26 protein-coding genes are annotated in these 25,999 nt (G+C 59.7%); 6 read left to right on the plus strand and 20 right to left on the minus strand.

The window, feature by feature from the left end; genetic code table 11:
* Positions 1 to 9: 9 nt before the first annotated feature.
* The 10 genes from kdpA to UIA24_RS17510 form a co-directional block, all read right to left on the minus strand.
* Entirely contained in the window at positions 10 to 1,704 is a 1,695-nt protein-coding gene (kdpA, locus tag UIA24_RS17465) for a potassium-transporting ATPase subunit KdpA (protein ID WP_102052591.1), read from the minus strand.
* Between the two features lie 8 nt (positions 1,705 to 1,712).
* On the minus strand, positions 1,713 to 1,802 hold the full coding sequence (kdpF, locus tag UIA24_RS17470) for a K(+)-transporting ATPase subunit F (protein ID WP_065759426.1): 90 nt from the start codon (positions 1,800 to 1,802) through the stop codon (positions 1,713 to 1,715).
* Positions 1,803 to 1,932: 130 nt separating this feature from the next.
* On the minus strand, positions 1,933 to 2,982 hold the full coding sequence (locus UIA24_RS17475; protein WP_102052592.1) for an AI-2E family transporter: 1,050 nt from the start codon (positions 2,980 to 2,982) through the stop codon (positions 1,933 to 1,935).
* 12 nt (positions 2,983 to 2,994) lie between these two features.
* Positions 2,995 to 3,783 carry a DUF4892 domain-containing protein gene (locus UIA24_RS17480; protein ID WP_442963046.1) on the minus strand — a complete coding sequence of 263 codons (789 nt, stop codon included), beginning with the start codon at positions 3,781 to 3,783 and terminating at the stop codon, positions 2,995 to 2,997.
* Positions 3,784 to 3,898: 115 nt separating this feature from the next.
* A complete protein-coding gene (locus UIA24_RS17485; protein ID WP_330523434.1) occupies positions 3,899 to 4,753 on the minus strand; it encodes an alpha/beta hydrolase in 855 nt (284 codons plus the stop codon).
* Positions 4,750 to 5,544: an alpha/beta fold hydrolase gene (locus UIA24_RS17490; RefSeq protein WP_099774025.1), complete on the minus strand. Its 795-nt coding sequence runs from the start codon at positions 5,542 to 5,544 to the stop codon at positions 4,750 to 4,752. Before UIA24_RS17490 ends, UIA24_RS17485 begins: the two co-directional genes overlap by 4 nt.
* A 139-nt stretch (positions 5,545 to 5,683) precedes the next feature.
* Positions 5,684 to 6,127, minus strand: a complete 444-nt coding sequence (locus UIA24_RS17495) for a hotdog fold thioesterase (protein WP_099774024.1) — start codon at positions 6,125 to 6,127, stop codon at positions 5,684 to 5,686.
* Between the two features lie 35 nt (positions 6,128 to 6,162).
* A complete protein-coding gene (sixA, locus tag UIA24_RS17500; protein WP_330523435.1) occupies positions 6,163 to 6,618 on the minus strand; it encodes a phosphohistidine phosphatase SixA in 456 nt (151 codons plus the stop codon).
* Positions 6,615 to 6,962, minus strand: a complete 348-nt coding sequence (locus tag UIA24_RS17505) for a DUF4389 domain-containing protein (RefSeq protein ID WP_102052595.1) — start codon at positions 6,960 to 6,962, stop codon at positions 6,615 to 6,617. The genes sixA and UIA24_RS17505 overlap by 4 nt, the downstream gene beginning before the upstream one ends.
* A gap of 16 nt (positions 6,963 to 6,978) precedes the next feature.
* On the minus strand, positions 6,979 to 8,004 hold the full coding sequence (locus UIA24_RS17510) for an NAD(P)H-dependent glycerol-3-phosphate dehydrogenase (RefSeq protein ID WP_099774022.1): 1,026 nt from the start codon (positions 8,002 to 8,004) through the stop codon (positions 6,979 to 6,981).
* A gap of 308 nt (positions 8,005 to 8,312) precedes the next feature.
* On the opposite strand from UIA24_RS17510, the gene UIA24_RS17515 reads away from it, so the two are divergent.
* The 5 genes from UIA24_RS17515 (at position 8,313) to UIA24_RS17535 (ending at position 14,096) form a co-directional block, all read left to right on the plus strand.
* Positions 8,313 to 9,203 (plus strand): ABC transporter substrate-binding protein, encoded by an 891-nt coding sequence (locus UIA24_RS17515; RefSeq protein WP_330523436.1) that lies wholly within the window; start codon positions 8,313 to 8,315, stop codon positions 9,201 to 9,203.
* Entirely contained in the window at positions 9,200 to 11,131 is a 1,932-nt protein-coding gene (locus UIA24_RS17520) for an ATP-binding protein (RefSeq protein ID WP_330523437.1), read from the plus strand. Before UIA24_RS17515 ends, UIA24_RS17520 begins: the two co-directional genes overlap by 4 nt.
* Before the next feature lie 202 nt (positions 11,132 to 11,333).
* Positions 11,334 to 11,849 carry a 3-hydroxyacyl-[acyl-carrier-protein] dehydratase FabA gene (gene fabA / locus UIA24_RS17525; RefSeq protein WP_065759437.1) on the plus strand — a complete coding sequence of 172 codons (516 nt, stop codon included), beginning with the start codon at positions 11,334 to 11,336 and terminating at the stop codon, positions 11,847 to 11,849.
* 11 nt (positions 11,850 to 11,860) lie between these two features.
* Positions 11,861 to 13,081, plus strand: coding sequence for a beta-ketoacyl-ACP synthase I (fabB, locus tag UIA24_RS17530; RefSeq protein ID WP_102052598.1), 1,221 nt, complete (start codon positions 11,861 to 11,863; stop codon positions 13,079 to 13,081).
* A gap of 154 nt (positions 13,082 to 13,235) precedes the next feature.
* Complete coding sequence (locus UIA24_RS17535) at positions 13,236 to 14,096, plus strand: pirin family protein (RefSeq protein WP_330523438.1); 861 nt, start codon at positions 13,236 to 13,238, stop codon at positions 14,094 to 14,096.
* A 45-nt stretch (positions 14,097 to 14,141) separates the two neighbouring features.
* Here UIA24_RS17535 and UIA24_RS17540 read toward each other — a convergent pair whose 3' ends face one another.
* The 4 genes from UIA24_RS17540 to UIA24_RS17555 form a co-directional block, all read right to left on the minus strand.
* Entirely contained in the window at positions 14,142 to 14,867 is a 726-nt protein-coding gene (locus tag UIA24_RS17540; protein WP_099774018.1) for a dienelactone hydrolase family protein, read from the minus strand.
* 69 nt (positions 14,868 to 14,936) lie between these two features.
* Complete coding sequence (gene htpG, locus UIA24_RS17545; protein ID WP_330523439.1) at positions 14,937 to 16,841, minus strand: molecular chaperone HtpG; 1,905 nt, start codon at positions 16,839 to 16,841, stop codon at positions 14,937 to 14,939.
* Positions 16,842 to 16,950: 109 nt separating this feature from the next.
* Positions 16,951 to 17,412 carry a PaaI family thioesterase gene (locus UIA24_RS17550; protein WP_330523440.1) on the minus strand — a complete coding sequence of 154 codons (462 nt, stop codon included), beginning with the start codon at positions 17,410 to 17,412 and terminating at the stop codon, positions 16,951 to 16,953.
* Positions 17,409 to 17,885 carry a PaaI family thioesterase gene (locus UIA24_RS17555; RefSeq protein WP_099774016.1) on the minus strand — a complete coding sequence of 159 codons (477 nt, stop codon included), beginning with the start codon at positions 17,883 to 17,885 and terminating at the stop codon, positions 17,409 to 17,411. Before UIA24_RS17555 ends, UIA24_RS17550 begins: the two co-directional genes overlap by 4 nt.
* Positions 17,886 to 18,041: 156 nt before the next feature.
* On the opposite strand from UIA24_RS17555, the gene UIA24_RS17560 reads away from it, so the two are divergent.
* Entirely contained in the window at positions 18,042 to 18,314 is a 273-nt protein-coding gene (locus tag UIA24_RS17560; RefSeq protein ID WP_330523441.1) for a hypothetical protein, read from the plus strand.
* A gap of 124 nt (positions 18,315 to 18,438) precedes the next feature.
* Here the strand turns inward: UIA24_RS17560 and UIA24_RS17565 are convergent, their stop codons facing one another.
* The 6 genes from UIA24_RS17565 to odhB all read right to left on the minus strand — a co-directional run bounded on the left by UIA24_RS17565 (position 18,439) and on the right by odhB (position 25,978).
* Positions 18,439 to 19,179 carry a DUF599 domain-containing protein gene (locus tag UIA24_RS17565; RefSeq protein ID WP_099774014.1) on the minus strand — a complete coding sequence of 247 codons (741 nt, stop codon included), beginning with the start codon at positions 19,177 to 19,179 and terminating at the stop codon, positions 18,439 to 18,441.
* Positions 19,180 to 19,374: 195 nt separating this feature from the next.
* Positions 19,375 to 20,688, minus strand: coding sequence for a branched-chain amino acid transport system II carrier protein (gene brnQ / locus UIA24_RS17570; protein ID WP_102053749.1), 1,314 nt, complete (start codon positions 20,686 to 20,688; stop codon positions 19,375 to 19,377).
* A 315-nt stretch (positions 20,689 to 21,003) separates the two neighbouring features.
* Positions 21,004 to 21,885 (minus strand): succinate--CoA ligase subunit alpha, encoded by an 882-nt coding sequence (gene sucD / locus UIA24_RS17575; RefSeq protein ID WP_065759447.1) that lies wholly within the window; start codon positions 21,883 to 21,885, stop codon positions 21,004 to 21,006.
* Positions 21,885 to 23,051 (minus strand): ADP-forming succinate--CoA ligase subunit beta, encoded by a 1,167-nt coding sequence (sucC, locus tag UIA24_RS17580; RefSeq protein WP_065759448.1) that lies wholly within the window; start codon positions 23,049 to 23,051, stop codon positions 21,885 to 21,887. The genes sucD and sucC overlap by 1 nt, the downstream gene beginning before the upstream one ends.
* Positions 23,052 to 23,227: 176 nt before the next feature.
* Positions 23,228 to 24,664, minus strand: coding sequence for a dihydrolipoyl dehydrogenase (gene lpdA, locus UIA24_RS17585; RefSeq protein WP_065759449.1), 1,437 nt, complete (start codon positions 24,662 to 24,664; stop codon positions 23,228 to 23,230).
* Between the two features lie 93 nt (positions 24,665 to 24,757).
* On the minus strand, positions 24,758 to 25,978 hold the full coding sequence (gene odhB, locus UIA24_RS17590; RefSeq protein WP_065759450.1) for a 2-oxoglutarate dehydrogenase complex dihydrolipoyllysine-residue succinyltransferase: 1,221 nt from the start codon (positions 25,976 to 25,978) through the stop codon (positions 24,758 to 24,760).
* Positions 25,979 to 25,999: the final 21 nt, after the last annotated feature.

Genomic DNA, 25,999 nt, shown 5'->3' on the forward strand with positions numbered 1-25,999 from the left:
ATTCGCTCCTTAGAAGCCCAGGCTCAGGTGTTCAGCGACCGGGCCCAAGGCCAGGGCCGGCAGGAAGGTCAGGCCACCGATCAACAGGATGGTGACCAACAGCAAGGTGACAAACAGCGGACCATGGGTCGGAAAGCTGTTCTGCCCTACCGGCGCGGTTTTCTTGAGCGCCAGGCTGCCGGCCAGGGCCAGTACCGGGAGAATGTAGCCAAAGCGGCCAATCAGCATGCCCAGGCCGAGCATCACGTTGTGGAACGTGGTATTCGCACCCAGCCCAGCGAAGGCAGAACCGTTGTTGGCACTGGCCGAGGTGTAGGCATACAGCAGTTGGCTGAAGCCATGAGCACCCGGGTTGCTCACCGCGCCTGCAGGGCCAGGCAAGCTGGTTGCCAGCGCACCCAGCACCAGTACCCCGAGTGGCATCACCAGCAAGGTTGCTACCAGCAATTGCACTTCACGCGCCTGCAGTTTCTTGCCCAGGTACTCCGGTGTGCGGCCAATCATCAGGCCCGCCAGAAACACAGCGATCAACACGTTCAGCAGCATGCCGTAGAGCCCGGCACCCACACCGCCAAAAATCACCTCGCCCACCATCATGTTGACCATCGCCACCATGCCACTGATCGGGTTGAGGCTGTCGTGCATGTTGTTCACTGAGCCATTGGACGCCGCTGTCGTGGTGACCGTCCACAGCACGCTACCGGTGGTGCCAAAGCGGCTTTCCTTGCCTTCAAGCGGTGCCGTCTGTTCGACCTGAGGGTTGCTCAATGCCGGGTTGGCCTGGTACTCGGACCACAGCGCAGTCGACCCACCGATCAGGAACAGCGCCAGCATGCAGGCGATGATCGCCCGGCTCTGGCGCAGGTCTTTGACGTAATGGCCAAAGGTGAACACCAGGGCCACCGGGATGAGGATGATTGAAGACACCTCGAAGAGGTTGCTCCAGGCACTCGGGTTCTCGAATGGATGCGCCGAGTTGACCCCGAAGAAGCCGCCGCCGTTGGTACCCAGTTGCTTGATTGCAATCTGGCTGGCGGCCGGCCCCAGCGGAATAAGCTGGTCGACGCCTTGCAGGGTGAGCGCTTTGACGTAGTCGCTGAAGGTTTGCGGCACGCCCTGCCAAACCAGCAACAACGCCAGTACCAGGCACAGCGGCAGCAAGCCATAGAGGGTTGCACGGGTCATGTCGACCCAGAAATTACCCACCGTGCTCGCCGAGCGTCGGGCAATGCCACGGCACAGCGCGACCAGCACGGCAAGGCCCGTCGCGGCACTGACAAAGTTCTGCACGGTCATGCCAAGCATCTGGCTCAGGTAGCTGACTGACGCCTCACCGCTGTAGGACTGCCAGTTGGTGTTGGTCATGAAACTGACTGCAGTGTTGAATGCCAACGACCACTCTTGTCCCGGCAAATGCTGCGGGTTGAGCGGCAGGTAACCTTGCAGCAGCAGTACACCGAACACCATCAGGAAACCAGCCAGGTTGAACGCCAGCAAGGCCAGCGCGTACTTCTGCCAGCTCTGCTCGCGGCCCGGATCGACACCTGCGATGCGATAACAACCCCGCTCCACTGGCCCCAGAATCGGCGTCAGCCAGGTACGCTGCCCTTCCATCACCTTGTAATAGAAACGGCCCAGCCAAGGTGCCGGCAACAAGACGATGGCGAAAAATGCCAACAGCAACGCGTAATCGTAACTGTGCATGGCCACTCCTAGCCCCTGTCCGCGCGCAACAGCGCGGCCATCAGATAAACCCACAACGCCACTGCCAGCAGCAGTGACACCCCGTCCAGAATGCTCATCACAACTCTCCGTCTCGCAGCACAGTGCCGCTGACGGTCATTGTCGGAAGAGAGGCTGTAAAGGAACGAGAGCGAGTGCCCGATGAAGGCATAAAGAGTGCGTAAAGATCACCGGCGGTGCTGCAGCGGGTCAGGCGCGCGGCTGGTCCGGCTTGCTGTGCACCCAGTCCAGCAGCAGGCTGTAGGCCACCGCAAGCAGGGTTGGGCCAATGAACAGGCCGATGAAACCGAACGCCAACAGACCGCCAAACACACCGAGCAGGACAATCACCAGCGGCAGGTCACCGCCACGGCTGATCAGATAGGGTTTGAGCACGTTGTCGACGCCACTGATGATGAACGTGCCCCACATGCCCAGGAACACCGCCATACCGTATTCCCCCTTCCAGACCAGCCACGCGGTGGCGGGTATCCAGGCCAGTGGTGGGCCCATGGGGATAAGGCTGAGCATGAAGGTAATGATGCCCAACACCAGCGCACCCGGTACGCCTGCAATCAAGAATCCGATCAATGCCAGCAACGCCTGGGCCGCCGCCGTGCCGATCACACCATTGACCACACGCTGCACGGTGCCGGCAATCAGGTCGAGGTAGTAGCCGGCACGCTCACCGATCAGGCGGCCCAGCAAGCTCAAGACAAACGCCGCAAGACGCGGCCCGTCACGGTAGAAAAAGAACACGAACACCAGGCTCAGGGCAATTTCGAGCATACCGCTGCCAATCTGGGCACTGCGCGCCAGCAGCCAGTTCCCGACCTGACCGAAGTACGGCTTGAGATTGGCCAGCATGGCCACACCCTGCTGGTCGACAGCGACCCAGACACCCACCAGGCGTCCGCCGATCAATGGAATACTGCCCAACCAGCTCGGCGCATCAGGCAGGCCGTCAACCTGTACGTCTCGAATGAACGCCGTAGCATCGCGAACGTGGTCCACCAGGTTGAACCCCAGCCAGACCAGCGGCAAGGCCACCAGTAAAATCCACAGCGAGGTCAGGAACGCCGCTGCCAGGGTCTCTCGGTCCCCCAGCAGCCGCGTCAACAGGCGCATCAACGGCCAGCTGGCATACGCCAGGATCGCCCCCCAGAGCAACGCAGAGAAAAATGGCGCCATGACCCACAGGCCAGCCCCAAGCAATCCCAGCAGGAGGATCTGTACCAGCAGGCGGTCGTTACTCAGCATGATGTTCCCTGATCAGCGAATCAATTCAACGTGCAGGCCGCTTGCGCTGCCCTGACCAACTTCCAGCCGCGCCGCGCGCACACCGGTCTTGATCAACTGTTCGCGCCAGGCTTCAGCCTGGGCGCCAGCCAGTGTGACACGCAGGGTGCTGTCCAGGTTGAAACTTCGCCCAAGCAGTACAACCCAGTCTGCTGGCGGCTCCCCCTCAAGGTCGGGATAGTCCAGCTTGCCGGTACTGCGCAGTTCACGTAGCACCGTTGCCGGGGTTGGCAAAACGTCCGCCAGGGGCGCATTGGCAACAAACTGCTCGGCATGCAGGTAGGCCCGCTTGTTCCCACGTGTGATGCCGTACAAGGCGATCAAGGTATCCTGTGCTGGCGCAGCCAGGCGCAGGAGCACAAAGGCTTGCTGCTCGTCGGAGCCATAGAGCCGCGCGTTGCCGAACACCTCATTGGCCCACAGGTTGCTCTCACCGCAGTCACGCGCCTCACACCAGAACAGCGCATAGCCGCCCTCTGCCTGCAAGGCTTCTCGCGCCTGGGTGAACGCCTCGCTGGCGGTCCGCTCGACGGGCAACTGCCAGGTCACCGAGCTGAGTTGGCCACGGCCTTCAATCTTGTTCTCCATGCGCAATTGGCCGCTGATCTTGCGCAGGGCGCCCAGCGGGTAGACGCGTTCCTGTTCCGTTGCCGCGTGTTGATCAACGGCTTTGGCATCCGTTGGCACCGGCAGCTCGGCGGCAACCAGCGGCCAGGCAACGAGCAAGGCCAGAGCGGAAGCAGCAGATTTCAGGCTCGTCATCGTATTCATCGGCACGCCACGCCCTGAAGGGCGCCGCGAAATGAGGCAGTGTCACACGTGGTCATGGTTGTCTCCCTGTTCAACCCGCCAAGCCTCGACAGTTGCCTGCTACAAGTCAAGGAATGGCAAAGAAGCGATTGAAACAGTCTGCGACAAGGGAAGCACCCGTTTCATCGTTCAGGTGCAGGTGGTGGCCACCCGGCAGTTGTTTCTGTTCAAAGGGTAGCTGCTCAAGCAAGGCAGTGTGCCGCACCAACATACCATCGGCGGCCACGATCAATTGTGCAGGGCAAGCGATGCGGCGCACAAAGCTCTGCGCTTGCTCATCGCTCAAGCGTAGCGCTGAAGGTAACGTCAGGCGACTGTCGCTGCGCCAGGTAAAACCACCAGGCACGGCCTCCAACCCTCGCTGGGCGAGCAGCCCTGCCGCTTCGCGACTCACCGCCACCACGCCCTTCATGCGCGCCTCAACGGCCTGCTCCAGTGCCGCATACACCGGTTTGGGCTTCTTGCCGTGGCGCAGTTGCGCCTGCAGGGCCATGCCCATGCGCTCGGCAGTGTCTTCAACCCCTGCGGTCGGCGGGACAACGCCATCAATCAGGGCCAGACGAGCGATCCGTTCAGGCACGGCCCCCGCCAGCACCACTGAGACAATCGCCCCCAAGGAGTGCCCCATCAGGGAAAAGCGCTCCCAGCCCAAATGTTCGGCGAACCTCAACACGTCGAAGGCATAGTCCCACAAGGCATAGCTGGCCCCTGGCGGGCGGTGGCCGGACAAACCATGCCCGGCCAGGTCCAGCGCAACGATACGCAGCCCCGTCAGCTTCGGTGCCAGCCGTGCAAAGCTGTTGGCATTATCCAGCCAGCCATGCAACGCAATCACTGGGCGTCCATCGGCCGGGCCAAACAGCTGCGCCGCCAACTCGACATGCCCCAGGTTCAGACGCACCTGTTCGATTGGGCCGGTCATACGCTGTGCTCCTGCCAGCGGTCGAACAGCCCCTTGAGCAGGCTGGCGGTGTCGGTCGGTCGCTCCAGTGGAAACATGTGCCCGCCCGGCACACTGTGAAACTCGCCGCGCGGCATGCGACGAACCGCATAGGCATGATGACGCTTGATCACTCGGCTATGACTGCCCCGCACCATTGCCAGCGGGATCGAAACCTGGCGGACTTGCCCTGGGCTGATATGGGGCAAGCTACGGTAGATGCTGATTTCGGTGGCCGGATCGAAGCGCAGGCGCAACGCGTCGTCCGCCTCCTGCAGGCCATGTTGCACATAGGCGTCGAGGCAGTCGGGGTCGAAGTTGCGAAACAGGCTCTTGCCTGTGAAGTAGGCCCGTGCGGTTTCTCGATCCGGAAACGCCTCACGTCGGCCCAGCGTACGCCCGGCCGGGGTAAGGCGATCAATAAAACCAAAGCGCTTGGCCGTGCGAATCAGCCACTCATCAGCGCGCGTCAGCACCGGTGAGTCCAGCATCACCACGCCGCGGTAGAACTGTGGGCAGCGCATTGCCGCATGCAGGTGCAGAACCCCGCCCAGGGAGTGCCCGACACCCCAGACCGGCGCAGGCTGTTGTTGCAGATGGTGGATCAACTCGTCGACCAGGCTCTGCCAGTTATCGTTGACCGGGAAGCGCGGGTCGTGGGCATGCTGAGGCAGGTGGCTGACCTGATAGTCCGGCGCCAGCGCAGCGAATAGCTTGCCGTAGGTGGCCGAGGGGAAACCATTGGCATGAGCGAAGAAGATCTGCTGCGACATGGCCGCCTGTCCGAGAGGAGTAATGGCGTCATTGTCCGCGCCGACTCGGCGCGGGGCAATGTCCGGAAAAGCCATCAGAGACGGCAATCAGGTCAATAGGACGGTGATACCGGCGCAACAGCCTGAATCACCCGTGTTCTCAACGGCTGGGGGCAGCCTCGCCCAGCGCGATGACGGCTATCGTCAGCCGTGAAATGCAACTGGTCTTGCCCTCTTCGGCACTCAATCGAATGTCCCAGACGTGGGTGCTGCGCCCGATATGCACTGGCCGCGCCGTTGCCGTAACCCGACCACTGCGCAAGCCACGCAGGTGGTTGGCGTTGACTTCAAGGCCCACGCAGTAAAATTTCTGCGGATCGATACACAAATAGCTGGCCATGGAGCCGACGGTTTCGGCCAGCACCACAGAAGCACCACCATGAAGCAAACCGAACGGTTGGCGGGTACGGTGATCGACCACCATGCTGGCCGTCAGCGAATCGTCGCTGAACGACTCGAAGCGGATGTCCAGTACCTCGCCAATGGTGTTCTTTTGCTGGTGATTAAGCTGGTCGATATCAGGCTGGGTGTACCAGATGCTCATGGGCGAGTCCTTTATTATTCTGGGTTGAGCGACGCTCAAGGATGGCTCAGGCTACGCAAGGTCATCAACCCAGCCAACGGCCAGTCGCCTTCAAGCTCGGCGAGCGAGGCAGTGCTCATCGGCTGCGGATCGCGTCGATGCCCCTGTTCAAGCATCCCCACCAGCGTGCCAACCAAGGGCTGATGACTGACCAACAGCACATGCTCCAGGCCCAGCTTGTCCAACTCGGCGATCACCTGGTCGGCTTCGCTCTCTGGGGTCAACCACGGTACGGTGATCAAGGGCTTGTCGAAGGACAACGCGTCACAGACCAACTGGGCTGTCTGCTGCGCGCGCACATAAGGGCTGGCCAGGACAGCCTGCAGCGGCTGCCCGAGCAACTGCGCGGCACTGCGCAACACCTGCTCACGACCATGCGCGGTCAAGCGGCGTTCGGCATCGCTATGGGCCCGCGCCTCGGCCTCACCATGACGCAGCACCCAGAGCTTCATAGCTTCGGCTCCTCATCACGCACCGGATGGGCAGCTGCAGGTACGCTGTGAGGTGCTTCACCTTCCGGCGCACGCGGGCTTGGCCAGTCAGCAAATGGCCACGGCTTCTGGTCACTGTGGAAGCTGCCGAAACGACCGATTTGCGCAAGGTACTGGCTGAGGCTGTCGCCAAAACTCATCAGGCTGGCACTTGGCGCACCGTAGATCAGTCGATAGACCAACTGCACCAGTATCAGGCCACCCAGCAGCAGCTCGGCCAATTGCCACACAATCAGGAACACCAGCATCCAAAGGATACGCAGACCGATCGATTCGCACTGGGCCTGTTTCGGGGATTCGTTCATCTACTGCTCCTGTCGTTCAGTTGAAACCGCTGGTGGAAATGAAGTCGACATCAGTCTTCGGCTCGCCCCGCATCAACAACTCGATGACCTGATTGAGGGTACGCCCCTCGAACAGGATCGCATGAAGCCCTGCCACCAGCGGCATGTAGACCTGCAACTCCTGGGCCTTGACCTTGAGCACCTTGAGGGTATTGACGCCCTCGGCCACTTCGCCCAGTTGGCTGACTGCCTGCTCCAGGCTCAAGCCCTGGCCCAGTGCGTACCCCACCTGATAGTTGCGGCTCTTGGGCGAGGAGCAGGTGACGATCAGATCCCCCACCCCGGCAAGGCCAAGGAAGGTCATCGGGTTGGCGCCCTGGCTGACGGCGAAGCGGGTCATTTCCGCAAGTGCCCGGGTGATCAGCATGCTCTTGGTGTTCTCGCCCATACCCAGGGCCACAGCCATGCCGGCAATAATGGCATAGACGTTCTTCAAGGCCCCACCCAGCTCGACACCGAAGCGGTCGCTGCTGGCGTAGACACGAAAGGTTCGACCATGGAGCACGGCCTGAACGCTGCGACAGAGCGCTTCATCTTCGCTGGCAACCACCGTCGCAGTGAGCGCATGCTCGGCTACTTCGCGCGCAAGGTTCGGCCCGGACAGTACGCCAATACGCGCCTGCGGGGCTATTTCCTCGAGGATCTGGCTCATGAGCTTGAAGCTCTGGGCCTCGATACCTTTGGTCAGACTGACCAGCATCTTGCCGCTAAGCAGCCCGGCATGAGGGGCCAGCACTGAGCGCAATGCACTGGAAGGCAGCGCGACAAAGATCAGCTCGCTCCCCTGCAGGGTCGCCAACAGGTCGGTAACCGGCTCTACCCCCGGGTGAAGTTTGATGCCCTTGAGGTAACGCGGATTCTCTCGATTGCAACGCATGGCCTCGGCCTGTTCGGGATCGCGCATCCACTGGCGTACCCGGACACCATTTTCGGCCAGCAGATTCGCCACCGCGGTGCCGAAACTACCGCCACCCAGAACTGCAACCGGTTGCTGTTCAGTCATATTCAATCCGTTAATGCCAAAAATGTGGCGACGTCCGCATTATACGGCGCGATAGTGCCAGAGCCAGCGCCAGATACGCGAATCATCGCCGGGGTTGTCCTCAGACAACTGGAAAATGCCGGCTACTCGGTTAACATGCCCGATTTATATCCGTAATAAGGCCGCGCCGTGTCACTTGGCCCTCTTCCTTCATGCGCTCTTATGCTGCCGACCCTCGCGGTGAGCGGTCAGCACCTGCCTGAAAAACGCCCTCTGGGCAACCAGGTAACAGCTCAGGATCGCCCTGTCGACGCGGAGCCCGCACGCTGATGCGCAGGCTTCTGGGCGCACTGCTGCTGGCCTGGCTGTGGCCGCTGACGGCAGCGGCACACGACATCCTGCTGACGGCCGCGACAGAAAGCCCGGGCGTGCGCGCCTTTGTCCACTCACTGGAACAACGACGCAGTGCTGACCAGGTACGTTTCCTGCCGGTGGCCGAGTTGCCTGCGCCGGGACGCATAAAGCCGACAACCCGGCTGATTCTGCTCGACGCCGCCGCCCTCGACTGGCGCCTTGGTGAAACCGCCGGGCCACCGGCACTGGTGATGCGCATCAGCCGAGTGCAGGCCAACCAACGGTTTGGGCGTGTGCCCCCACACTACCTGAGCCTGCTGTGGAGCGACCCGTCGCCTGCACGCCAACTGCGCCTGATTCGCTATCTGCTGCCACACGCTCGACGGGTCGGCGTGCTCTATAGCGAGCAAAGCCGTTTCCTGCTCGATGAGCTGAACCAGAGCGCACAGCAGTTGGGCCTGCACATCAACGCCCAAGCCTGGCCGGATCCTCGCGACAATCGCCCCTTACAAGCGCTGCTGCAGGGCAGTGACGTCGTGCTCGGCCTGGACGATCCAGGCCTGTACAACCCGCGTACCGTCAAGAACCTGCTGCTCAGCAGCTACGCCCGACAGATGCCCCTGATCGGCCCCACGGCCGGGTTCGTCAAGGCCGGCGGCCTGGCCAGCACCTTCAGCAACAAGCACGACTGGCTGCGGGTGCTGGACCGCCTGCTCGACCAGGCACCGGCCAAATGGCCGCGCACCCACTACCCTGAGCGTTTTGGCGTCATCGGCAACCCTCAAGTGGCCCGCGCCCTGGGGATTGAGCCGATTGAACCGGCTGCGGCAACCAAGGTCGTCGCCGAAGGAGAGCCCACCCCATGAACCTGCGCCTGAGCCGGGACATTCATACCCGCACGCAGATGATCAGCCTTGGCCCCGCCCTGCTGCTGACCTTGCTGCTGATCGGTTTCTTTACCTTCGTGCGGATCCAGGACTTGCGCCAGGAACTCAACCACACCGGCCAGTTGATCGCCAACCAGTTGGCTCCCGCATCGGAGTACGGCGTGATCGCGGGTAACGAGGACGTGCTCGAAAGCCTGATGCGGGCCACCTTGAGCATCCCCCACGTGCGCTTTCTGGAGGTTCAGGACAGCGCCAACCATATTCTGGTGCATGTCGAGCAACCCGACGAAAACGACAAACCCACACAACCGGTTGAAGTGTTCCAGGCGCCAATACGCTTGCAACAGATCCCCTTGGACAACGACTTCCTGCATAACAGCAGCCTGCCTGCCTCGGCCCCAGGGGACGACTACCTGGGCCGGGTCATCGTCGGTATGTCCAACGACGCCTTCAGCCAACGGCAACAGGAAATCGTGATCAAGGCGGCGATACTCGCCCTGTTCGCCCTGATCTTCACCTTCCTGCTGGCCCGCCGCCTGGCCCTCAGCCTGGCCAAACCCATCAGCGACATGAGCCAGGCCGTCAAGGCGATCCAGCAAGGCGACTTCACCTCACCATTGCCGGTGCTGGACGACACCGAACTGGGCAACCTCTCCCGGCACATCAACAACCTGGCCAGCGCCATGGCCAAGGCCAGCCACGAACAGCAACAGGCCATCGCGCAACTGGTTCAGGCCCGCGAAGAAGCCGAACAGGCGAACAAGGCCAAATCGGACTTCCTGGCAATGATGAGCCATGAGCTGCGCACACCGATGAACGGCGTGCTGGGCATGCTGCAGTTACTGGAAACCACCCCACTGAGCGAAGAACAGGCCGACTATGCGGCCGTGGCCACGGAGTCAACCGGCCATTTGCTCAAGGTCATCAACGACATTCTTGATTTCTCGCGGATCGAGAGCACTACGCTTGAACTTGAACACATTACCTTCAACCTGGCCGAACTGATTGGCAGTTGCACCCAGGCGTTCCTGCACACGGCCCAGCAGCGCGACCTGGAGCTGCAACTGCGCATGCCACCCGGCATCGAGCAATTGCAGGTGGTCGGCGACCCGACGCGCATCCGCCAGGTACTGGTCAACCTGATTGGCAATGCCTTGAAGTTCACTGAACGTGGCACGGTGCAAATCGAACCGCGCTGGCAAGTGCTCGACCGCCAACTGATCTGGTTCAGTTGCGCAGTACGTGACACTGGTATCGGCATCGACAGCCAACACCTGGAAATGATGTTCGTCGCCTTCCAGCAGGCGGACAGCTCGATTTCCCGGCGTTATGGCGGTACGGGCCTGGGGCTGTCGATTGCCCGAACCCTGGCAGAGCGCATGGGCGGCAACCTGCGCGCCGAAAGCCGCGAAGGCCAGGGCTCAACCTTCACCCTTGAGATTCCCTTGACCCTCGCGGTAAAACCGCAACCCACACTGTCACCCAGCGTGCAGGTCGATGAGGACAACGGCCAGGGCCGGCGAATCCTGCTGGTGGAGGACAACCCGGTCAACCAGACGGTCATCGAAGCCATGCTGCGCAGCCTGGGCTATGAAGTGTGCGTGGCCGTCGACGGTGCTCAGGCCGTGACCCAGATCGCTCGCCAGAGCTTTGCCGCCGTGCTGATGGATTGCCGTCTACCGGTGATCGATGGCTACGAAGCCACCCGTCGAATTCGCCAGCAACCCAAGGACAAAGCCTTGCCGATCATTGCCTTGACCGCCAATGCGCTGCTGGGTGATCGCGAACGTTGCCTGGCCGCCGGAATGAACGATTACCTGACCAAACCCTTCAAACGCACAGATTTACAGCAAATTCTGCAACGTTGGTTACCCGCTGACGCAGCGGCGACTGGCGATAAATGCTAAATTGCGGCAGTCTTAGAGACTGAATCAAGGCCGATTGAGGTCTTGAAAAAAAATTTCAGTGCACAAGTGTACATCTTCGTCCCTGTGCTGTGACTTTCACTACAACGCAATAGTCTATGTGTAGGCTGCCGCCCCAGGCCCAAACGCCTTGGGTCGGCCGGGAAGATTCGCCCCTGCCGCACCGGATTATTGAGGAGCTCGCATGACCAAACAAAACGCCTTTACTCGGGAAGACCTGCTGCGCTGCAGTCGCGGTGAGCTGTTCGGCCCAGGTAACGCGCAACTGCCCGCCCCGAACATGCTGATGGTGGATCGCATCACCCATATCAGCGAAGAGGGTGGCAAGTACGGCAAAGGTGAATTGGTCGCCGAGCTGGATATCACCCCGGACCTGTGGTTCTTCGCCTGCCACTTTGAAGGTGACCCGGTGATGCCTGGCTGCCTGGGCCTTGACGCCATGTGGCAACTGGTTGGCTTCTTCCTGGGCTGGCAAGGCCTGCCAGGTCGCGGCCGCGCCCTGGGTTCGGGTGAGGTCAAGTTCTTTGGCCAGGTACTGCCGACCGCCAAGAAAGTCACCTACAACATCCACATCAAGCGCGTCCTGAAGGGCAAGCTGAACATGGCCATTGCCGATGGTTCGGTGGCAGTCGATGGCCGCGAGATTTACACCGCCGAAGGCCTTCGGGTCGGCGTATTCACCTCCACTGACAATTTCTAAGGGTTATTCGCATGCGCCGCGTCGTTATCACTGGTCTGGGCATCGTTTCGTGCCTGGGCAATGACAAAGAGACCGTCTCCGCCAACCTGCGTGCAAGCCGCCCGGGCATTCGTTTCAACCCGGAATACAAGGAAATGGGGCTGCGCAGCCAGGTTTCCGGCTCCATTGACCTCAACCTCGAAGAACTGATCGACCGCAAGGTTTACCGCTTCGTCGGCCACGCCGCTGCCTACGCCTACCTGGCGATGCAGGACGCGATCAAGGACTCCGGCCTGTCCGAAGACCAAGTCTCGAACCCGCGTACCGGCCTGATCGCGGGCTCCGGCGGCGCCTCGACCCTGAACCAGATGGAAGCACTGGACATCCTGCGCGAAAAAGGCGTCAAGCGTGTTGGCCCGTACCGCGTAACCCGTACCATGAGCAGCACCGTTTCTGCGTGCCTGGCGACACCATTCAAGATCAAGGGTCTGAACTACTCCATCGCGTCGGCCTGCGCTACCAGCGCACACTGCATCGGCGCTGCCATGGAGCAGATCCAGATGGGCAAGCAGGACGTCGTCTTCGCCGGTGGTGGTGAAGAAGAACACTGGAGCCAGTCGTTCCTGTTCGACGCCATGGGCGCCCTGTCCAGCCAGTACAACGAAACCCCGGAGAAAGCCTCCCGTGCCTACGACGCCAAGCGTGACGGTTTCGTCATCGCCGGTGGTGGCGGCATGGTCGTGGTCGAAGAGCTGGAACACGCTCTGGCCCGTGGCGCAAAAATCTACGCGGAAATCGTTGGCTACGGCGCGACCTCCGACGGTTACGACATGGTTGCGCCTAGTGGTGAAGGCGCCATTCGCTGCATGCAGCAGGCACTGTCCACTGTCGACACCCCGATCGACTACCTGAACACCCACGGCACCTCGACACCTGTCGGCGACGTCGCAGAAATCAAGGGCGTTCGTGCAGTCTTCGGCGACAAGGCACCTGCCATCAGTTCGACCAAGAGCCTGTCGGGTCACTCCCTGGGCGCCGCAGGCGTTCACGAAGCGATCTACTGCATGCTGATGATGGAAGGCAATTTCATGGCCGGTTCCGCCAACATCGAGGAGCTGGACCCAGAAGTGGCCGACATGCCGATCCTGCGCGAAACCCGCGAAAACGCCAAGATCGACACCGTCATGAGCAACAGCTTCGGCTTTGGTGGCACCAACGCCACCCTGGTGCTCAAGCGCTGGCAAGGCAAGTAAGGCTTAACACCTTACGCAAAACGCCCCGACTGGTTCGGGGCGTTTTTGTTTCTGCTACCCCGATAGCCATGTTGCATCCGCTTTAACGCTGCCAACGGACACGCCTGCAGACACGCTATGCTGCCTAGGCTATCCGACAGCCATGGAGTACACCGTGAGCACTCCCCTTATCATTCGCCCCAAGGCCGAAGACGTCGAAGGCCAGCCCATCTTGCGCCCACTGCCATCGGCCAGGTGCCGCAGCGTCGGGCCGTTCGTGTTTTTCGACCATATGCTCAAGACCGACTACGCCCCTGGCAGCGGCATGAACATCCGCCAACACCCGCACATCGGCCTGTCCACCCTCACATACCTGTTTGAAGGCGAGATCCTGCACAAGGACAGCCTTGGCTCAGAGCAACGGGTCAAACCTGGCGAGGTCAGCTGGATGACGGCAGGCAGCGCCGTAGCCCATATCGAGCGTACGCCTGCGGACCTGCTCGCCAGCGGCTCACGCCTGCACGGCCTGCAAGTCTGGCTGGCCTCACCGAAACATGCCGAACAGGGCCCAGCGCATTACAGCCACTACACCGCCGCCAGCCTGCCAACGCATGACACCCTGGGGGTCAGCATCCGCCTGATCGCCGGCAAAGGCTTTTGCCTGGAGTCTCCGGTTCCGGTGCTCTCGCCCACCCTCTATGCCGATGTGCGCATGCAGGCGGCGACCACACTGTTTCTCCCGACGGAACATGAGCAACGTGCGGTATACCTGCTTGAAGGCGAAGCGAGCCTGAATGGCGAACCGATAGAGCCCTGCAGCCTGCTGGTTCTGCCGGAAGGCGAGGAAATGACGCTGTGCGCCGAAGGCGAATGCCATCTGGTGCTGATTGGCGGCGCACCGCTGGATGGGCCGAGACGGATGAACTGGAACTTCGTTGCCAGCGACCCGGCGCTGATCGAGCAGGCCCGAGCACGCTGGGCAGCCGGCGACTGGCCGACCGTACCCGGAGAGCACGAGCGCATTGCGCTGCCGTAAAGCGCGCGCCAAGCAGCAGACTGTTGCCTGGCGCATTTCCAGCGCTTACGCCTGGAACACCTCGTCGAGCAGGTTATGCATGGCCTGGAACGCCCGCGTGGCGGTCCTGGCGTCATACATCATCATGCCTGGGGTATTCGCTGCCGGATCGGTGAACGAGTGCACCGCTCCACCATAGCTGAGCAACTGCCAGTCGACCTTTGCCGCATTCATTTCAGCCTCGAATGCCGGCAACTGCTCCCTGGGCACCAACGGATCGTCCGCGCCATGCAAGACCAGCACCGCGCCCTTGATGTTGGCTGCATCAGCCGGGCGCGGAGTGTCCAGTGTGCCATGGAAGGAAATCGCCGCCTTCAGTGGAGCGCCATCACGGGCCAATTCCAACGCACAGCAACCGCCGAAACAAAAGCCGAACGCCGCCAACTGCCCAGGCAGCAGCGCAGCGCGCGTCTGTTCACGCAACTGCGCCAGCGCCGCCTGCATACGCTTGCGCAGTTCGAGCCGGTCATTCTTCAGCGGCATCATCGCCGCACCGGCCTGCTCGGCATTGCCGGGGCGTACCGCCTGCCCGTACAGGTCAGCAATCAACACCACATAACCGCGCGCCGCAACTGCACGGGCAATAGCTTCAGCGCCAGCCCCGACACCCATCCAGTTCGGGGCCATTATCAACCCCGGTTGTGCGCCACTACCTGGCGCGTACAGCAAACGGCTCTCATAGGGTTTGCCATCAAGCTGATACACCAGCGATTCGATAACGACTGCGTTCATCACGACCTCCGAAATTGCATAGGACGCCCATGAAAAAACCCGCCGAAGCGGGTTTTCTCTTACATCGGATTAAGCCGACAGCTCAACCAACAGCTTGTTCAAACGGCGTACATACGCCGCCGGGTCCTTCAAGCTATCACCCGCGGCCAGTGCAGCCTGATCGAAGAGGATATGCGAGAAGTCGGCGAAACGGTCTTCGCTCTGCTCGTTGTCCAGTTTTTCGATCAGCGGATGGCTAGGGTTGAACTCGAAGATCGGCTTGGAGTCCGGAACCTTCTGACCACTGGCCTCGAGGATCTGACGCATCTGCAGGCCCAGGTCCTGCTCACCGATAGCCAGGATGGCTGGCGAGTCGGTCAAACGATGGGAAACCCGTACTTCGCTGACAGCATCGCCCAGCGCACCTTTCAGGCGCTCGACCAGGCCTTCTTTTTCCTTGGCGATTTCTTCCTGAGCCTTCTTGTCCTCTTCGGAGTCCAGCTTGCCCAGATCCAGGTCACCGCGCGCAACATCGACAAACTGCTTGCCGTCGAAATCACTGAGGTAGCTCATCAGCCACTCGTCAATACGATCGGTCAGCAGCAGCACTTCGATGCCTTTCTTGCGGAAGACCTCCAGGTGCGGGCTGTTCTTGACCTGCGCGTACGACTCACCGGTGAGGAAGTAAATCTTGTCCTGACCTTCCTTGGCGCGTGCCAGGTAGTCGGCCAGGGAAACGCTTTGCTCGCCACTGTCGTCCTGGGTGGAAGCGAAACGCAGGAGACCGGCGATTTTTTCCTTGTTGGCGAAGTCTTCAGCCGGGCCTTCTTTCATGACCTGACCGAAATTCTTCCAGAAGCCTTTGTACTGCTCAGGCTCGTTCTTCGCCAGCTTCTCCAGCATATCCAGAACGCGCTTGGTCAATGCCGACTTCATCGAGTCGATGATCGGGTCTTTCTGCAGGATTTCACGCGACACGTTCAGCGACAGGTCATTGGAATCGACCACGCCCTTGATGAAGCGCAGGTACAACGGCAGGAACGACTCCGCCTGGTCCATGATGAACACACGCTGCACATACAGCTTCAGGCCACGCGGTGCTTCACGCTGGTACAGATCGAACGGCGCACGGGCCGGTACGTACAGCAGCGAATTGTACTCAAGCTTGCCCTCGACCTTGTTGTGGCTCCAGGCCAGCGGGTTTTCAAAGTCGTGACCGATGTGCTTGTAGAACTCCTGGTACTCCTCGTCCTTGATTTCAGTACGCGGACGGGTCCACAGGGCGCTGGCGCGGTTGACGGTTTCCCATGCTTCGGCCGGCTTCTCCTCACCTTCGGCAACCTCGACCTGCTTGGGCAGCTCGATCGGCAAGGGGATATGGTCGGAGTACTTCTTGATGACGTTGCGCAGGCGCCAGCCATCGGCGAACTCGGTCTCGTCCTTTTTCAGGTGCAGGACGATACGGGTACCACGCTCGGCCTTTTCGACAGTGGCGACTTCGAATTCGCCTTCACCTTTGGAGGACCAGTGAACACCCTCGGCAGCGGACAGACCGGCACGACGGCTGAACACATCAACCTTGTCGGCGACGATGAATGCGGAGTAGAAGCCCACACCGAACTGACCGATCAGGTGCGAATCTTTCTTCTGGTCACCGGTGAGGTTTTTCATGAAATCGGCGGTGCCAGACTTGGCAATGGTGCCCAGGTGCGTGATCACATCCTCGCGGCTCATGCCAATACCGTTGTCCTCTAGGGTAACGGTACCTGCTTCCTTGTCGAAGCTCACACGGATTTTCAGCTCGGCGCCGCCTTCAAGCAGCTCAGGCTTGGACAGGGCTTCGAAACGTAGCTTGTCCACTGCATCGGAGGCGTTGGAAATCAATTCGCGAAGGAAAATTTCCTTGTTCGAATACAGCGAATGGATCATGAGGTGCAACAGCTGCTTCACCTCGGTCTGGAAGCCCAGGGTTTCTTTTTGAGTTTCCACACTCATGGTCTTCAAAACTCCAATCTATTGACAGTGGCCACTGACCAGGCAAGTGCGATAGGCACGCTCACCTAGCCGTTGCAGCGGGATGAACAACAGATGGGGGCACTGCGCACTATTTCAAGGGCGGCAATAATTCTTCGATCTTGAAATGCGCGCGAGCAGTGGCGATGGGTTCGGCCTGACTGCCCTGCCAGGCGGTAATCGCGACATTGGTCACTCGTCGCCCCTGACGCCAGAGCTGACACTGGGCATAGGTATCACGGAAGTACCCGGCCCGGAGGTAGTCGACCGAGAAGTCGATGATTTTGGGTATGGCCGCGCTTTCACTGAAAATCAGCAGATAGAGGGCGGCCGATAGCTCCATGAACCCGGCAATCACGCCCCCATGAATGGCGGGCAACAAGGGATTGCCGATGTTGTCGGGGTTGGCAGGCAGACGGAACAACAGGTCTTCGCCCTGACGGCTGCACTCGATACCGATCAACGCAGCATAGGGGATCAGATCCAGAAGTGGCGCATAGTTGCCCTCGGCATGGGCCGCGCGCAGTTGCTGATGAACCTCACGCGGAATCACAGTAGACCGTCCTTGAGTTGACTGGCGAACCCCTGCCCGCCCTTGACGCCTTTACCCAAGCGCATAAAGGTACCCACCACCTGCGCAATCGGTCGCTGCGGATCATCCTGGTACGCCATGCCTCGGGTGAAGATCACGTCCCGGGTGACGCGATAGCACTGTGCGTAGCCGTAGATATCCTTCCCCGCTTCCGAGGGATGCATGTAGTCAATACGCAGATCAAGGGTCGGGCACACCTCGAACACCGGCAACACGCACAGCGTGGCCATGCCGCAGGTGGTATCCATCAGGGTGGTCAAGGCGCCGCCATGAATCGCACCGGTCTGTGGATTACCGACAATTTTCTGTGCGTAGGGCAGAACCAGTGTCATACCGTCAGCATCGGCACGCTCGACACGCATGTCCAGTAACTGACAATGACGCAGTGCAGAAAGAAAGCGCTGAGCCTGCGCCATTAATGGTGTCTCACTCATCTTCTTCAGCCCCGTCGTTATCTGCGCCGATGCACAAGCCTAGAAAAAAGTCTATATGGATCCAACAGTTATATATCTGTATCGTATGCGGAACTTATTCCTCAGCCTTGAACTCAAAGGGTTCAAGTAACTGTATTCCACCAGGAGAAACACCCCATGCGTAAACCTTTTGCTTATGCCCTGATGCTGGCCGCTACCCTGGGTCTGGCTGCTTGTGACAAAGCTGCAGAAACCAAAGCACCAGAAGCACCTAAGACTGCTGAGCAAGCTGCACAGAAAGTCGAAGAAGCTCAGAATAAAGTGAACGAAGCGGCGAAAGAAACTGTCGATGCTGCTAAAGAAACCGTCGAAGCTGCCAAAGACCAAGCTGAAGCTGCTGCGCCTGCTGCCCCAGCACCAGAAGCAACGCCAGCCAAGCCTGCTAACTAAGCAGCCGCCCGGCAAAAAAAACCCGACACTGTCGGGTTTTTTTATGCCTTTCAAAACCTGTGCCTGTCAAAACCCATGTAACGTCGACCTGAACATCAATAACAATGCACAACACACTAGCGGTTCAAACCAGAGGTTCCTTATTGACCTCAGGCATGGGTGCTTCTGTCGGGGTAAACACCATAACTTCGAGCACATCGGAATGGAATTCCCGACGGTAAAGTACCAACACAACACCTGCACTCGTCGCCATGAATAACCAGGGGTTGATGAACCAACTGAGTAAGGCCAGGCCAAAGTAGTAAGAGCGCAACCCGAAGTTGAACTGGTTGGCCGCCAGGGAAACAACCCGTGCCGCACGCGAGGCAAACGCTTTACGTTCCTGCTCACTGACATGGCGCTCGCCAATCATCGGCGCAGACCCCACCAATACGGCCGCAAAGTTGTACTGGCGCATGCACCAACTGAAGGTAAAGAAGGCATAGATAAAGACCATTGCCAGGCACAGCAACTTGATCTCGGACATGCTCTGCGACGCTTGCTGCACCAACGGCAAATCAGCCAGCAACGACAGCGCCCGGTCCGATGCACCGAGCACCGTCAGGATGCCAGCGAGGATAATCAGCGTACTGGAAGCGAAAAACGAGGCGTTACGCTCCAGGTTACCGATCACACTGGCATCGGCAATCCGGTTGTCGCGCAACAACATGCGGCGCATCCAATCTTCGCGGTACAGGTGCAGAACACTGGCCAGGCACGCCGTGTCACGGCCTTTCCAGGTGGCATAACGGGTGTAGCCACCCCAGCAGACAACGAACCAGCAAACAGCCAGCAGATTAATCAGATTGCTTTGAATGAAGCTCATGGACGGTCCTGATCAAGAGGTTTCGCGCACAGTAAAGTGCGTCGATGGCCTTTCGACGCTTTATCACAAAAAAAGACACGTCACACCCCGTAAACGAAAAACCCCACATCTTTATCGGATGTGGGGTTGGGCATCTGCCTAAGCTGACGCACGATGGCTTGTGGCCGGCGTCAACCTTGGGCGAACGCTATCGGCTCAGGCCAGGGCTTCGCGCGGCTTGCCGAGCAGGCGGTCAAAGACCACCGCCACGACCAGGGTCGCCACACTCGGTACCAACCAGGCCAGACCCTGCTCGCTCAGCGGCAGGTTCGCCAGTGACTCAGGCAACCAGCTTGCCAGCGACGTGCCCTTGATGGCATCGACCAGGCCAAACAGCAGCGAGACCAGCATCACAGGTGCCAGAATACGCGCCGACGAATGCCACAGCTCTTTGCAGAAGCTCAGGCCGACCAGCACGATGCACGGCGGGTAGATGGCCGTCAGCAACGGAATCGAGAACAGGATCAACTTGGTCAGCCCCAGGTTCGACACCACCAGCGAGAACACTGCCAGAATGACCACCAGGGTACGATAGGACAGAGGCAGCACCTGGCTGAAGTACTCAGCACATGCGCACGTCAGGCCAACCGCAGTCACCAGACAGGCCAGCGCAATCAAAACGGCCAGGAACGTGCTACCGAGCGAGCCGAACGTATGCTGCACATAGGCATGCAGTACGGCGGCGCCGTTGGTGGCCCCCATGGCGATGTCGTGGCTGCCTGCGCCAAGACGGAACAGGCTGACATACACCAGCGCCAGGCCAACGCCGGCAATCAGGCCGGCGATAATGGCGTAACGGGTAATCAGCTGCGGCGACTCGACACCCCGCGAGCGGATGGCGTTGACGATGACGATACCGAACACCAACGCACCCAGGGTATCCATGGTCAGGTAACCATTGATGAAACCCTGGGAAAACGGTGCGGCCACATAAGCGGGTTGAGCCTCGCCAATCGTGCCGGCAGGCAGCATGAATGCCGCGATGCCAAGCGCTGCCAGGGCGATAATCTTCAGCGGCGCAAGAAAGCGGCCTACGGTGTCCAGCAATTTGCCGGGGTACATCGACACAGCCAGCACGACCAGGAAATACACCAGGCTATACAGGAACAGCGCAACCGGGTTTTCACCCACCAATGGCGCGATACCCACTTCAAACGATACGGTAGCCGTACGCGGGGTCGCGAACAGCGGGCCAACAGCCAGGTAGCAGACCGCCGCCAACAGACCACCTGCGACCTTGCCGATCGGGCTGCTCAGGGCGTCCATACCGCCGCCAACCTTGGCCAGTGCAACCACGGTGATCACCGGCAAACCAACCGCGGTAACCAGGAAACCCAGCGCTGCCATCCAGACATGAGGGCCGGACTGCAAACCAACGATAGGCGGGAAAATAATATTGCCAGCTCCGACGAACAACGCGAACGTCATAAAGCCAAGCGCCAGGATGTCCTGGCCTTTCAACACTTTCATTAAGGAAATACCACACTACTGAAATCGGGATTTAGAGAGGGATTTCCCCTTGGGTGAGGGAAATGCTGTCTGACCGGATTAGCCAGACCCGTTTAGCGTGTCGTTCCCTTTTGAGGAGCGGGCACAAAATGAGTGCATAGGTTAACGAATTTACGCCGGAAACGCACGGCTGCAGGGGCGCCTGTCCGATGTGCGAATGTGCAGGTCGTCTGGAAATGCCGGGATTGATACCCCCCGCCGCTAGCGCATCACCCAGAACGCACAAAGGCCACCCGAAGGTGGCCTTTGTGGTTGAAGCAGTCAGTCAGCCGAAGCTTACTTGACAGCCCAACCGGTCAGTTCGGCCAGGGCCTTGCCGATGTCCGCCAACGAACGGACAGTTTTCACGCCAGCGTCTTGCAGGGCAGCGAATTTCTCGTCTGCAGTGCCTTTACCGCCGGAGATGATTGCACCAGCATGGCCCATGCGCTTGCCCGGAGGAGCAGTCACACCAGCAATGTAGGAAACCACTGGCTTGGTCACGTGAGCCTTGATGTAGGCAGCAGCTTCTTCTTCAGCGGAACCGCCGATCTCACCGATCATGACGATCGCTTCGGTCTTCGGGTCTTCCTGGAACAGTTTCAGGATGTCGATGAAGTTGGAGCCTGGGATCGGGTCACCACCGATACCAACGCAGGTGGACTGACCGAAACCGGCGTCAGTAGTCTGCTTGACGGCTTCATAGGTCAGGGTGCCGGAACGGGAAACGATACCGACTTTGCCTGGCAAGTGAATGTGACCTGGCATGATGCCGATCTTGCACTCGCCCGGTGTGATAACGCCTGGGCAGTTAGGGCCGATCAGGGTAACACCCAGCTCGTCACACTTGACCTTCGCGTCCAGCATGTCCAGGGTTGGAATGCCTTCGGTGATGCAGACGATCAGCTTGATACCGCCGAACGCCGCTTCCAGGATCGAGTCCTTGCAGAAAGGCGCTGGAACGTAGATGACCGAAGCGTCGGCGCCAGTGGCAGCAACGGCTTCCTTGACGGTGTTGAACACCGGCAGGTTCAGGTGGGTAGTACCACCCTTGCCTGGGGTCACACCGCCGACCATCTTGGTGCCGTAGGCGATGGCTTGTTCGGAGTGGAAAGTACCCTGCGAGCCAGTGAAGCCCTGGCAGATGACTTTGGTATCTTTATTGATCAGGACGCTCATTACTTGCCCTCCGCAGCTTTGACAACTTGTTGAGCAGCGTCGGTCAGGCTGGTTGCCGCGATGATGTTCAAACCGCTTTCTGCCAGTACTTTAGCGCCCAGTTCGGCGTTGTTGCCTTCCAGACGAACAACGACCGGCACTTTGACGCCGACTTCTTTCACTGCGCCGATGATGCCTTCGGCAATCATGTCGCAACGAACGATACCGCCGAAGATGTTGACCAATACTGCAGCGACATTGCTGTCGGACAGGATGATCTTGAACGCTTCGGTTACGCGCTCTTTGGTTGCGCCGCCACCTACGTCGAGGAAGTTGGCTGGCTTGCCGCCGTGCAGGTTGACGATGTCCATGGTACCCATGGCCAGGCCAGCACCGTTGACCATGCAGCCGATGTTACCTTCCAGTGCCACGTAGTTCAGTTCGAACTGGGCAGCATGGGCTTCACGCGCGTCGTCTTGCGACGGGTCGTGGAAGGTCTTCAGCTTAGGCTGACGGTACATGGCGTTGGCGTCGATGTTGATCTTGGCATCGAGGCAATGCAGATCGCCGTCGGCCTTGATCACCAGCGGGTTCACTTCCAGCAGTGCCAGGTCATGGTCTTTGAACAGCTTGGCCAGACCGGTGAAAATCTTGGCGAACTGAGCAACCTGCTTGCCTTCCAGACCCAGCTGGAACGCCAGTTCACGACCCTGGAATGGCTGAGCGCCAACCAGTGGATCGATAGTAGCCTTGAGGATTTTTTCAGGGGTATCGTGAGCAATTTTCTCGATGTCCACGCCACCTTCGGTGGACGCCATGAACACGATGCGACGGCTCGAACGATCGACTACAGCGCCCAGGTACAGTTCCTTGGCGATGTCAGTGCAGGATTCGACCAGGATCTTGGTGACTGGTTGACCGTTGGCGTCAGTCTGGTAGGTCACCAGACGCTTGCCCAACCATTGTGCAGCGAACGCTTTTGCGTCTTCTTTGCTGCGAACCAGCTTAACGCCACCCGCTTTACCGCGACCGCCAGCGTGAACCTGGGCTTTTACAACCCATTCGGTACCGCCGATCTTTTCGCAAGCTTCTGCTGCAGCTTCAGGGGTATCGACTGCGAAACCCTTGGAAACTGGCAGGCCGTATTCAGCGAACAGCTGCTTACCCTGATACTCGTGAAGATTCATTCTTTTTACCGTCTTCGTTAGGTACTGCGCTTCGGCGCTGCGCCCTTTCGGGTGCCGCGCCACCTGTGACTGCTTGCCTGGAAAGTTGCCTCACCAGACTCGAGTCCGGCGAACTTTCCGCGGTGAGTCATGCAAGCAAGACTCACGACGGGCCGTCCGCCGTGGTTTCTTATTATTTAACGCTTTTTACGGTTCGCTACGTGAATGGCACCGCCATTCACAGCCAGCGCGGCTTCATGCAGCGCTTCGGACAGGGTCGGATGGGAGAAAACCATCATGCCCAGGTCTTCGGCGCTGGTGCCGAATTCCATCGCGATTGCACCCTGCTGCACCAGTTCGGCGGCGCTTGGGCCAATCACATGTACACCCAGTACGCGATCGGTCTTGGCGTCGGCAATAACCTTGACGAAACCACCGGTATCGTTGGCAGCCATCGCACGACCACTGGCCGCGAACGGGAAGGTGCCCACGTTAACCTCAACGCCTTCAGCCTTCAAGGCTTGTTCGGTCTTGCCGACCCACGCGATTTCCGGGTGGGTGTAGATAACCGAAGGGATCAGGTCATAGTTCATCTGGGCCTTGTGACCCTTGATGCGCTCGACAACCATGATGCCCTCTTCCGACGCCTTGTGCGCCAGCATCATGCCGCGAACCACGTCACCAATGGCGTAGACGCCCGGTACGCTGGTAGCGCAGTAGTCGTCGACGAAGATGAAACCACGCTCGTCGATGGTCACGCCGCTGTCAGCTGCCAGCAGGTCAGTGGTCACTGGACGACGGCCGACCGCAACGATCAGCTTGTCGAAGGTGATTTTCTGTTCGCCGTTGGCGTCGGTGTAGGTCACTTCGACTTCTTCGCCGTTGACCTTGGAGCCAGTCACACGCGCACCCAGCTTGACGTCCAGACCTTGCTTGGTCAGGGTCTTCAGGGCTTCCTTGGAGACGGCGGTGTCAGCAGCCATCAGGAAGGTGTCCAGCGCTTCCAGAACGGTAACCTGAGCGCCCAGACGCGACCAGACAGAGCCCAGTTCCAGACCGATAACGCCAGCACCGATAACACCCAGACGCTTAGGCACTGCCTGGAATTCCAGGGCGCCAGTGGAGTCGACGATGACTTTCTGATCAACCGGAGCCGGTGGAATGTCGATCGGACGCGAGCCGGAAGCCAGGATCACGTTCTCGGCTTCGATGACTTCAACGGTGCCGTCAGCCTTGGTGACTTCGACTTTCTTGCCAGCCAGCAGTTTGCCGTGGCCCTGGATCGAAGTAACGCCGTTAGCCTTGAACAGGGTAGCAACGCCGCCGGTCAGGTTCTTGACGATGTTCGCCTTGCGGCCAACCATCGCAGGAACGTCCATCTTCACTTCACCAGTGGTGATACCGTGAACGCCGAATGCGTCCTTGGCTTCGTGGTATTTCCAGGAGCTGTCCAGCAGCGCCTTGGAAGGAATGCAGCCAACGTTGAGGCAGGTACCGCCCAGGGCCAGCTTGCCTTCGCCGTCGGTGTACTTCTCGATACAGGCAGTCTTCAGACCAAGTTGTGCGGCCTTGATGGCGGCTACATAGCCGCCAGGGCCCGCACCGATAACTACTACGTCGAATTTCTGGGTCATAAAGGATTCCTTTTAGCTACAAGCCACAAGCTTCAGGCTGCAAGAAGGCCCGCTTCCGTAAGGAAGCTGGCCCCTTGCAACGTGCAGCTGTTTTTAGATATCGAGCAGCAGACGAGCCGGATCTTCCAGCAGGTTCTTGATAGTCACCAGGAAGGTCACGGCTTCTTTACCGTCGATCAAACGGTGATCGTAGGACAGCGCCAGGTACATCATCGGACGGATCACGACCTGACCGTTGATTGCCATTGGGCGCTGAATGATGTTGTGCATGCCCAGAATCGCCGCCTGTGGCGGGTTAACGATCGGGGTCGACATCATCGAACCGAATGTACCACCGTTGGTGATCGTGAAGGTACCGCCGGTCATTTCTTCGATCGACAGCTTACCGTCACGGGCTTTCTTGCCGAACGTGGCGATGCCGCCTTCGATTTCAGCCAGGCTCATCAGTTCGGCGTTACGCAGAACCGGTACCACCAGACCACGGTCGCTGGAAACGGCAACACCGATGTCGGCGTAGCCGTGGTAAACGATATCGCTACCGTCGATCGAGGCGTTGACCGCAGGGAAACGCTTCAGCGCTTCGGTAGCAGCCTTGACGAAGAACGACATGAAGCCCAGGCGAACGCCGTTGTGGGACTTCTCGAACAGGTCCTTGTACTTCGAACGCAGTGCCATGACTTCGGTCATGTCGACTTCGTTGAAGGTGGTCAGCATCGCCATGTTGGACTGAGCTTCAACCAGACGCTCGGCAACCTTGGCACGCAGGCGGGTCATCGGTACGCGCTTCTCGGTGCGGTCACCAGTGGCCATGACCGGTACGGCAGCGGCTGGGGCAGCAGCCTTGGCAGCTGGAGCAGCGGCCGGAGCGGCTTTCTTGGCAGCAACGGCAGCAACAACGTCTTCCTTGGTAACGCGACCACCTTTGCCAGTACCAGCAACGCTGGCCAGGTCGATGCCGTTTTCTTCGGCCAGCTTGCGTGCGGCAGGCGCAGCAATCGGGTCTTCTTCACCGGCTTCAACAGCAGCAGCGGCCTGGGCAGGCGCGGCAGCAGCGGCCGGAGCAGCAGCGGCAGCAGCACCTTCAGTGATGGAACCCAGTACTTCGTCGGACAGAACGGTGTCGCCTTCGTTCTTGACGATCGCGCCCAGCACGCCGTCGGCAGTGGCCAGCACTTCCAGAACGACCTTGTCGGTCTCGATGTCAACGATCAACTCGTCACGCTTGACGGCGTCGCCCGGTTTCTTGTGCCAGGTGGCTACGGTGCCATCGGCAACCGATTCCGGGAAAGTAGGGGCTTTGATCTCGATAGCCATTATCAATTGTTCCTTAAATTC

Source organism: Pseudomonas sp. AL 58 (genome assembly GCF_036348395.1).
Classification (GTDB): Bacteria; Pseudomonadota; Gammaproteobacteria; order Pseudomonadales; family Pseudomonadaceae; genus Aquipseudomonas; species Aquipseudomonas defluvii.

Bases quoted from the DNA above. Each gene is read 5' to 3' on its own strand.
- kdpA (WP_102052591.1), bottom strand. From the start codon at position 1,704: ATGCACAGTTACGATTACGCGTTGCTGTTGGCATTTTTCGCCATCGTC.
- kdpF (WP_065759426.1), bottom strand. From the start codon at position 1,802: ATGAGCATTCTGGACGGGGTGTCACTGCTGCTGGCAGTGGCGTTGTGG.
- UIA24_RS17475 (WP_102052592.1), bottom strand. From the start codon at position 2,982: ATGCTGAGTAACGACCGCCTGCTGGTACAGATCCTCCTGCTGGGATTG.
- UIA24_RS17480 (WP_442963046.1), bottom strand. From the start codon at position 3,783: ATGACGAGCCTGAAATCTGCTGCTTCCGCTCTGGCCTTGCTCGTTGCC.
- UIA24_RS17485 (WP_330523434.1), bottom strand. From the start codon at position 4,753: ATGACCGGCCCAATCGAACAGGTGCGTCTGAACCTGGGGCATGTCGAG.
- UIA24_RS17490 (WP_099774025.1), bottom strand. From the start codon at position 5,544: ATGTCGCAGCAGATCTTCTTCGCTCATGCCAATGGTTTCCCCTCGGCC.
- UIA24_RS17495 (WP_099774024.1), bottom strand. From the start codon at position 6,127: ATGAGCATCTGGTACACCCAGCCTGATATCGACCAGCTTAATCACCAG.
- sixA (WP_330523435.1), bottom strand. From the start codon at position 6,618: ATGAAGCTCTGGGTGCTGCGTCATGGTGAGGCCGAGGCGCGGGCCCAT.
- UIA24_RS17505 (WP_102052595.1), bottom strand. From the start codon at position 6,962: ATGAACGAATCCCCGAAACAGGCCCAGTGCGAATCGATCGGTCTGCGT.
- UIA24_RS17510 (WP_099774022.1), bottom strand. From the start codon at position 8,004: ATGACTGAACAGCAACCGGTTGCAGTTCTGGGTGGCGGTAGTTTCGGC.
- UIA24_RS17515 (WP_330523436.1), top strand. From the start codon at position 8,313: ATGCGCAGGCTTCTGGGCGCACTGCTGCTGGCCTGGCTGTGGCCGCTG.
- UIA24_RS17520 (WP_330523437.1), top strand. From the start codon at position 9,200: ATGAACCTGCGCCTGAGCCGGGACATTCATACCCGCACGCAGATGATC.
- fabA (WP_065759437.1), top strand. From the start codon at position 11,334: ATGACCAAACAAAACGCCTTTACTCGGGAAGACCTGCTGCGCTGCAGT.
- fabB (WP_102052598.1), top strand. From the start codon at position 11,861: ATGCGCCGCGTCGTTATCACTGGTCTGGGCATCGTTTCGTGCCTGGGC.
- UIA24_RS17540 (WP_099774018.1), bottom strand. From the start codon at position 14,867: ATGAACGCAGTCGTTATCGAATCGCTGGTGTATCAGCTTGATGGCAAA.
- htpG (WP_330523439.1), bottom strand. From the start codon at position 16,841: ATGAGTGTGGAAACTCAAAAAGAAACCCTGGGCTTCCAGACCGAGGTG.
- UIA24_RS17555 (WP_099774016.1), bottom strand. From the start codon at position 17,885: ATGAGTGAGACACCATTAATGGCGCAGGCTCAGCGCTTTCTTTCTGCA.
- UIA24_RS17560 (WP_330523441.1), top strand. From the start codon at position 18,042: ATGCGTAAACCTTTTGCTTATGCCCTGATGCTGGCCGCTACCCTGGGT.
- UIA24_RS17565 (WP_099774014.1), bottom strand. From the start codon at position 19,179: ATGAGCTTCATTCAAAGCAATCTGATTAATCTGCTGGCTGTTTGCTGG.
- brnQ (WP_102053749.1), bottom strand. From the start codon at position 20,688: ATGAAAGTGTTGAAAGGCCAGGACATCCTGGCGCTTGGCTTTATGACG.
- sucD (WP_065759447.1), bottom strand. From the start codon at position 21,885: ATGAGCGTCCTGATCAATAAAGATACCAAAGTCATCTGCCAGGGCTTC.
- sucC (WP_065759448.1), bottom strand. From the start codon at position 23,051: ATGAATCTTCACGAGTATCAGGGTAAGCAGCTGTTCGCTGAATACGGC.
- lpdA (WP_065759449.1), bottom strand. From the start codon at position 24,664: ATGACCCAGAAATTCGACGTAGTAGTTATCGGTGCGGGCCCTGGCGGC.
- odhB (WP_065759450.1), bottom strand. From the start codon at position 25,978: ATGGCTATCGAGATCAAAGCCCCTACTTTCCCGGAATCGGTTGCCGAT.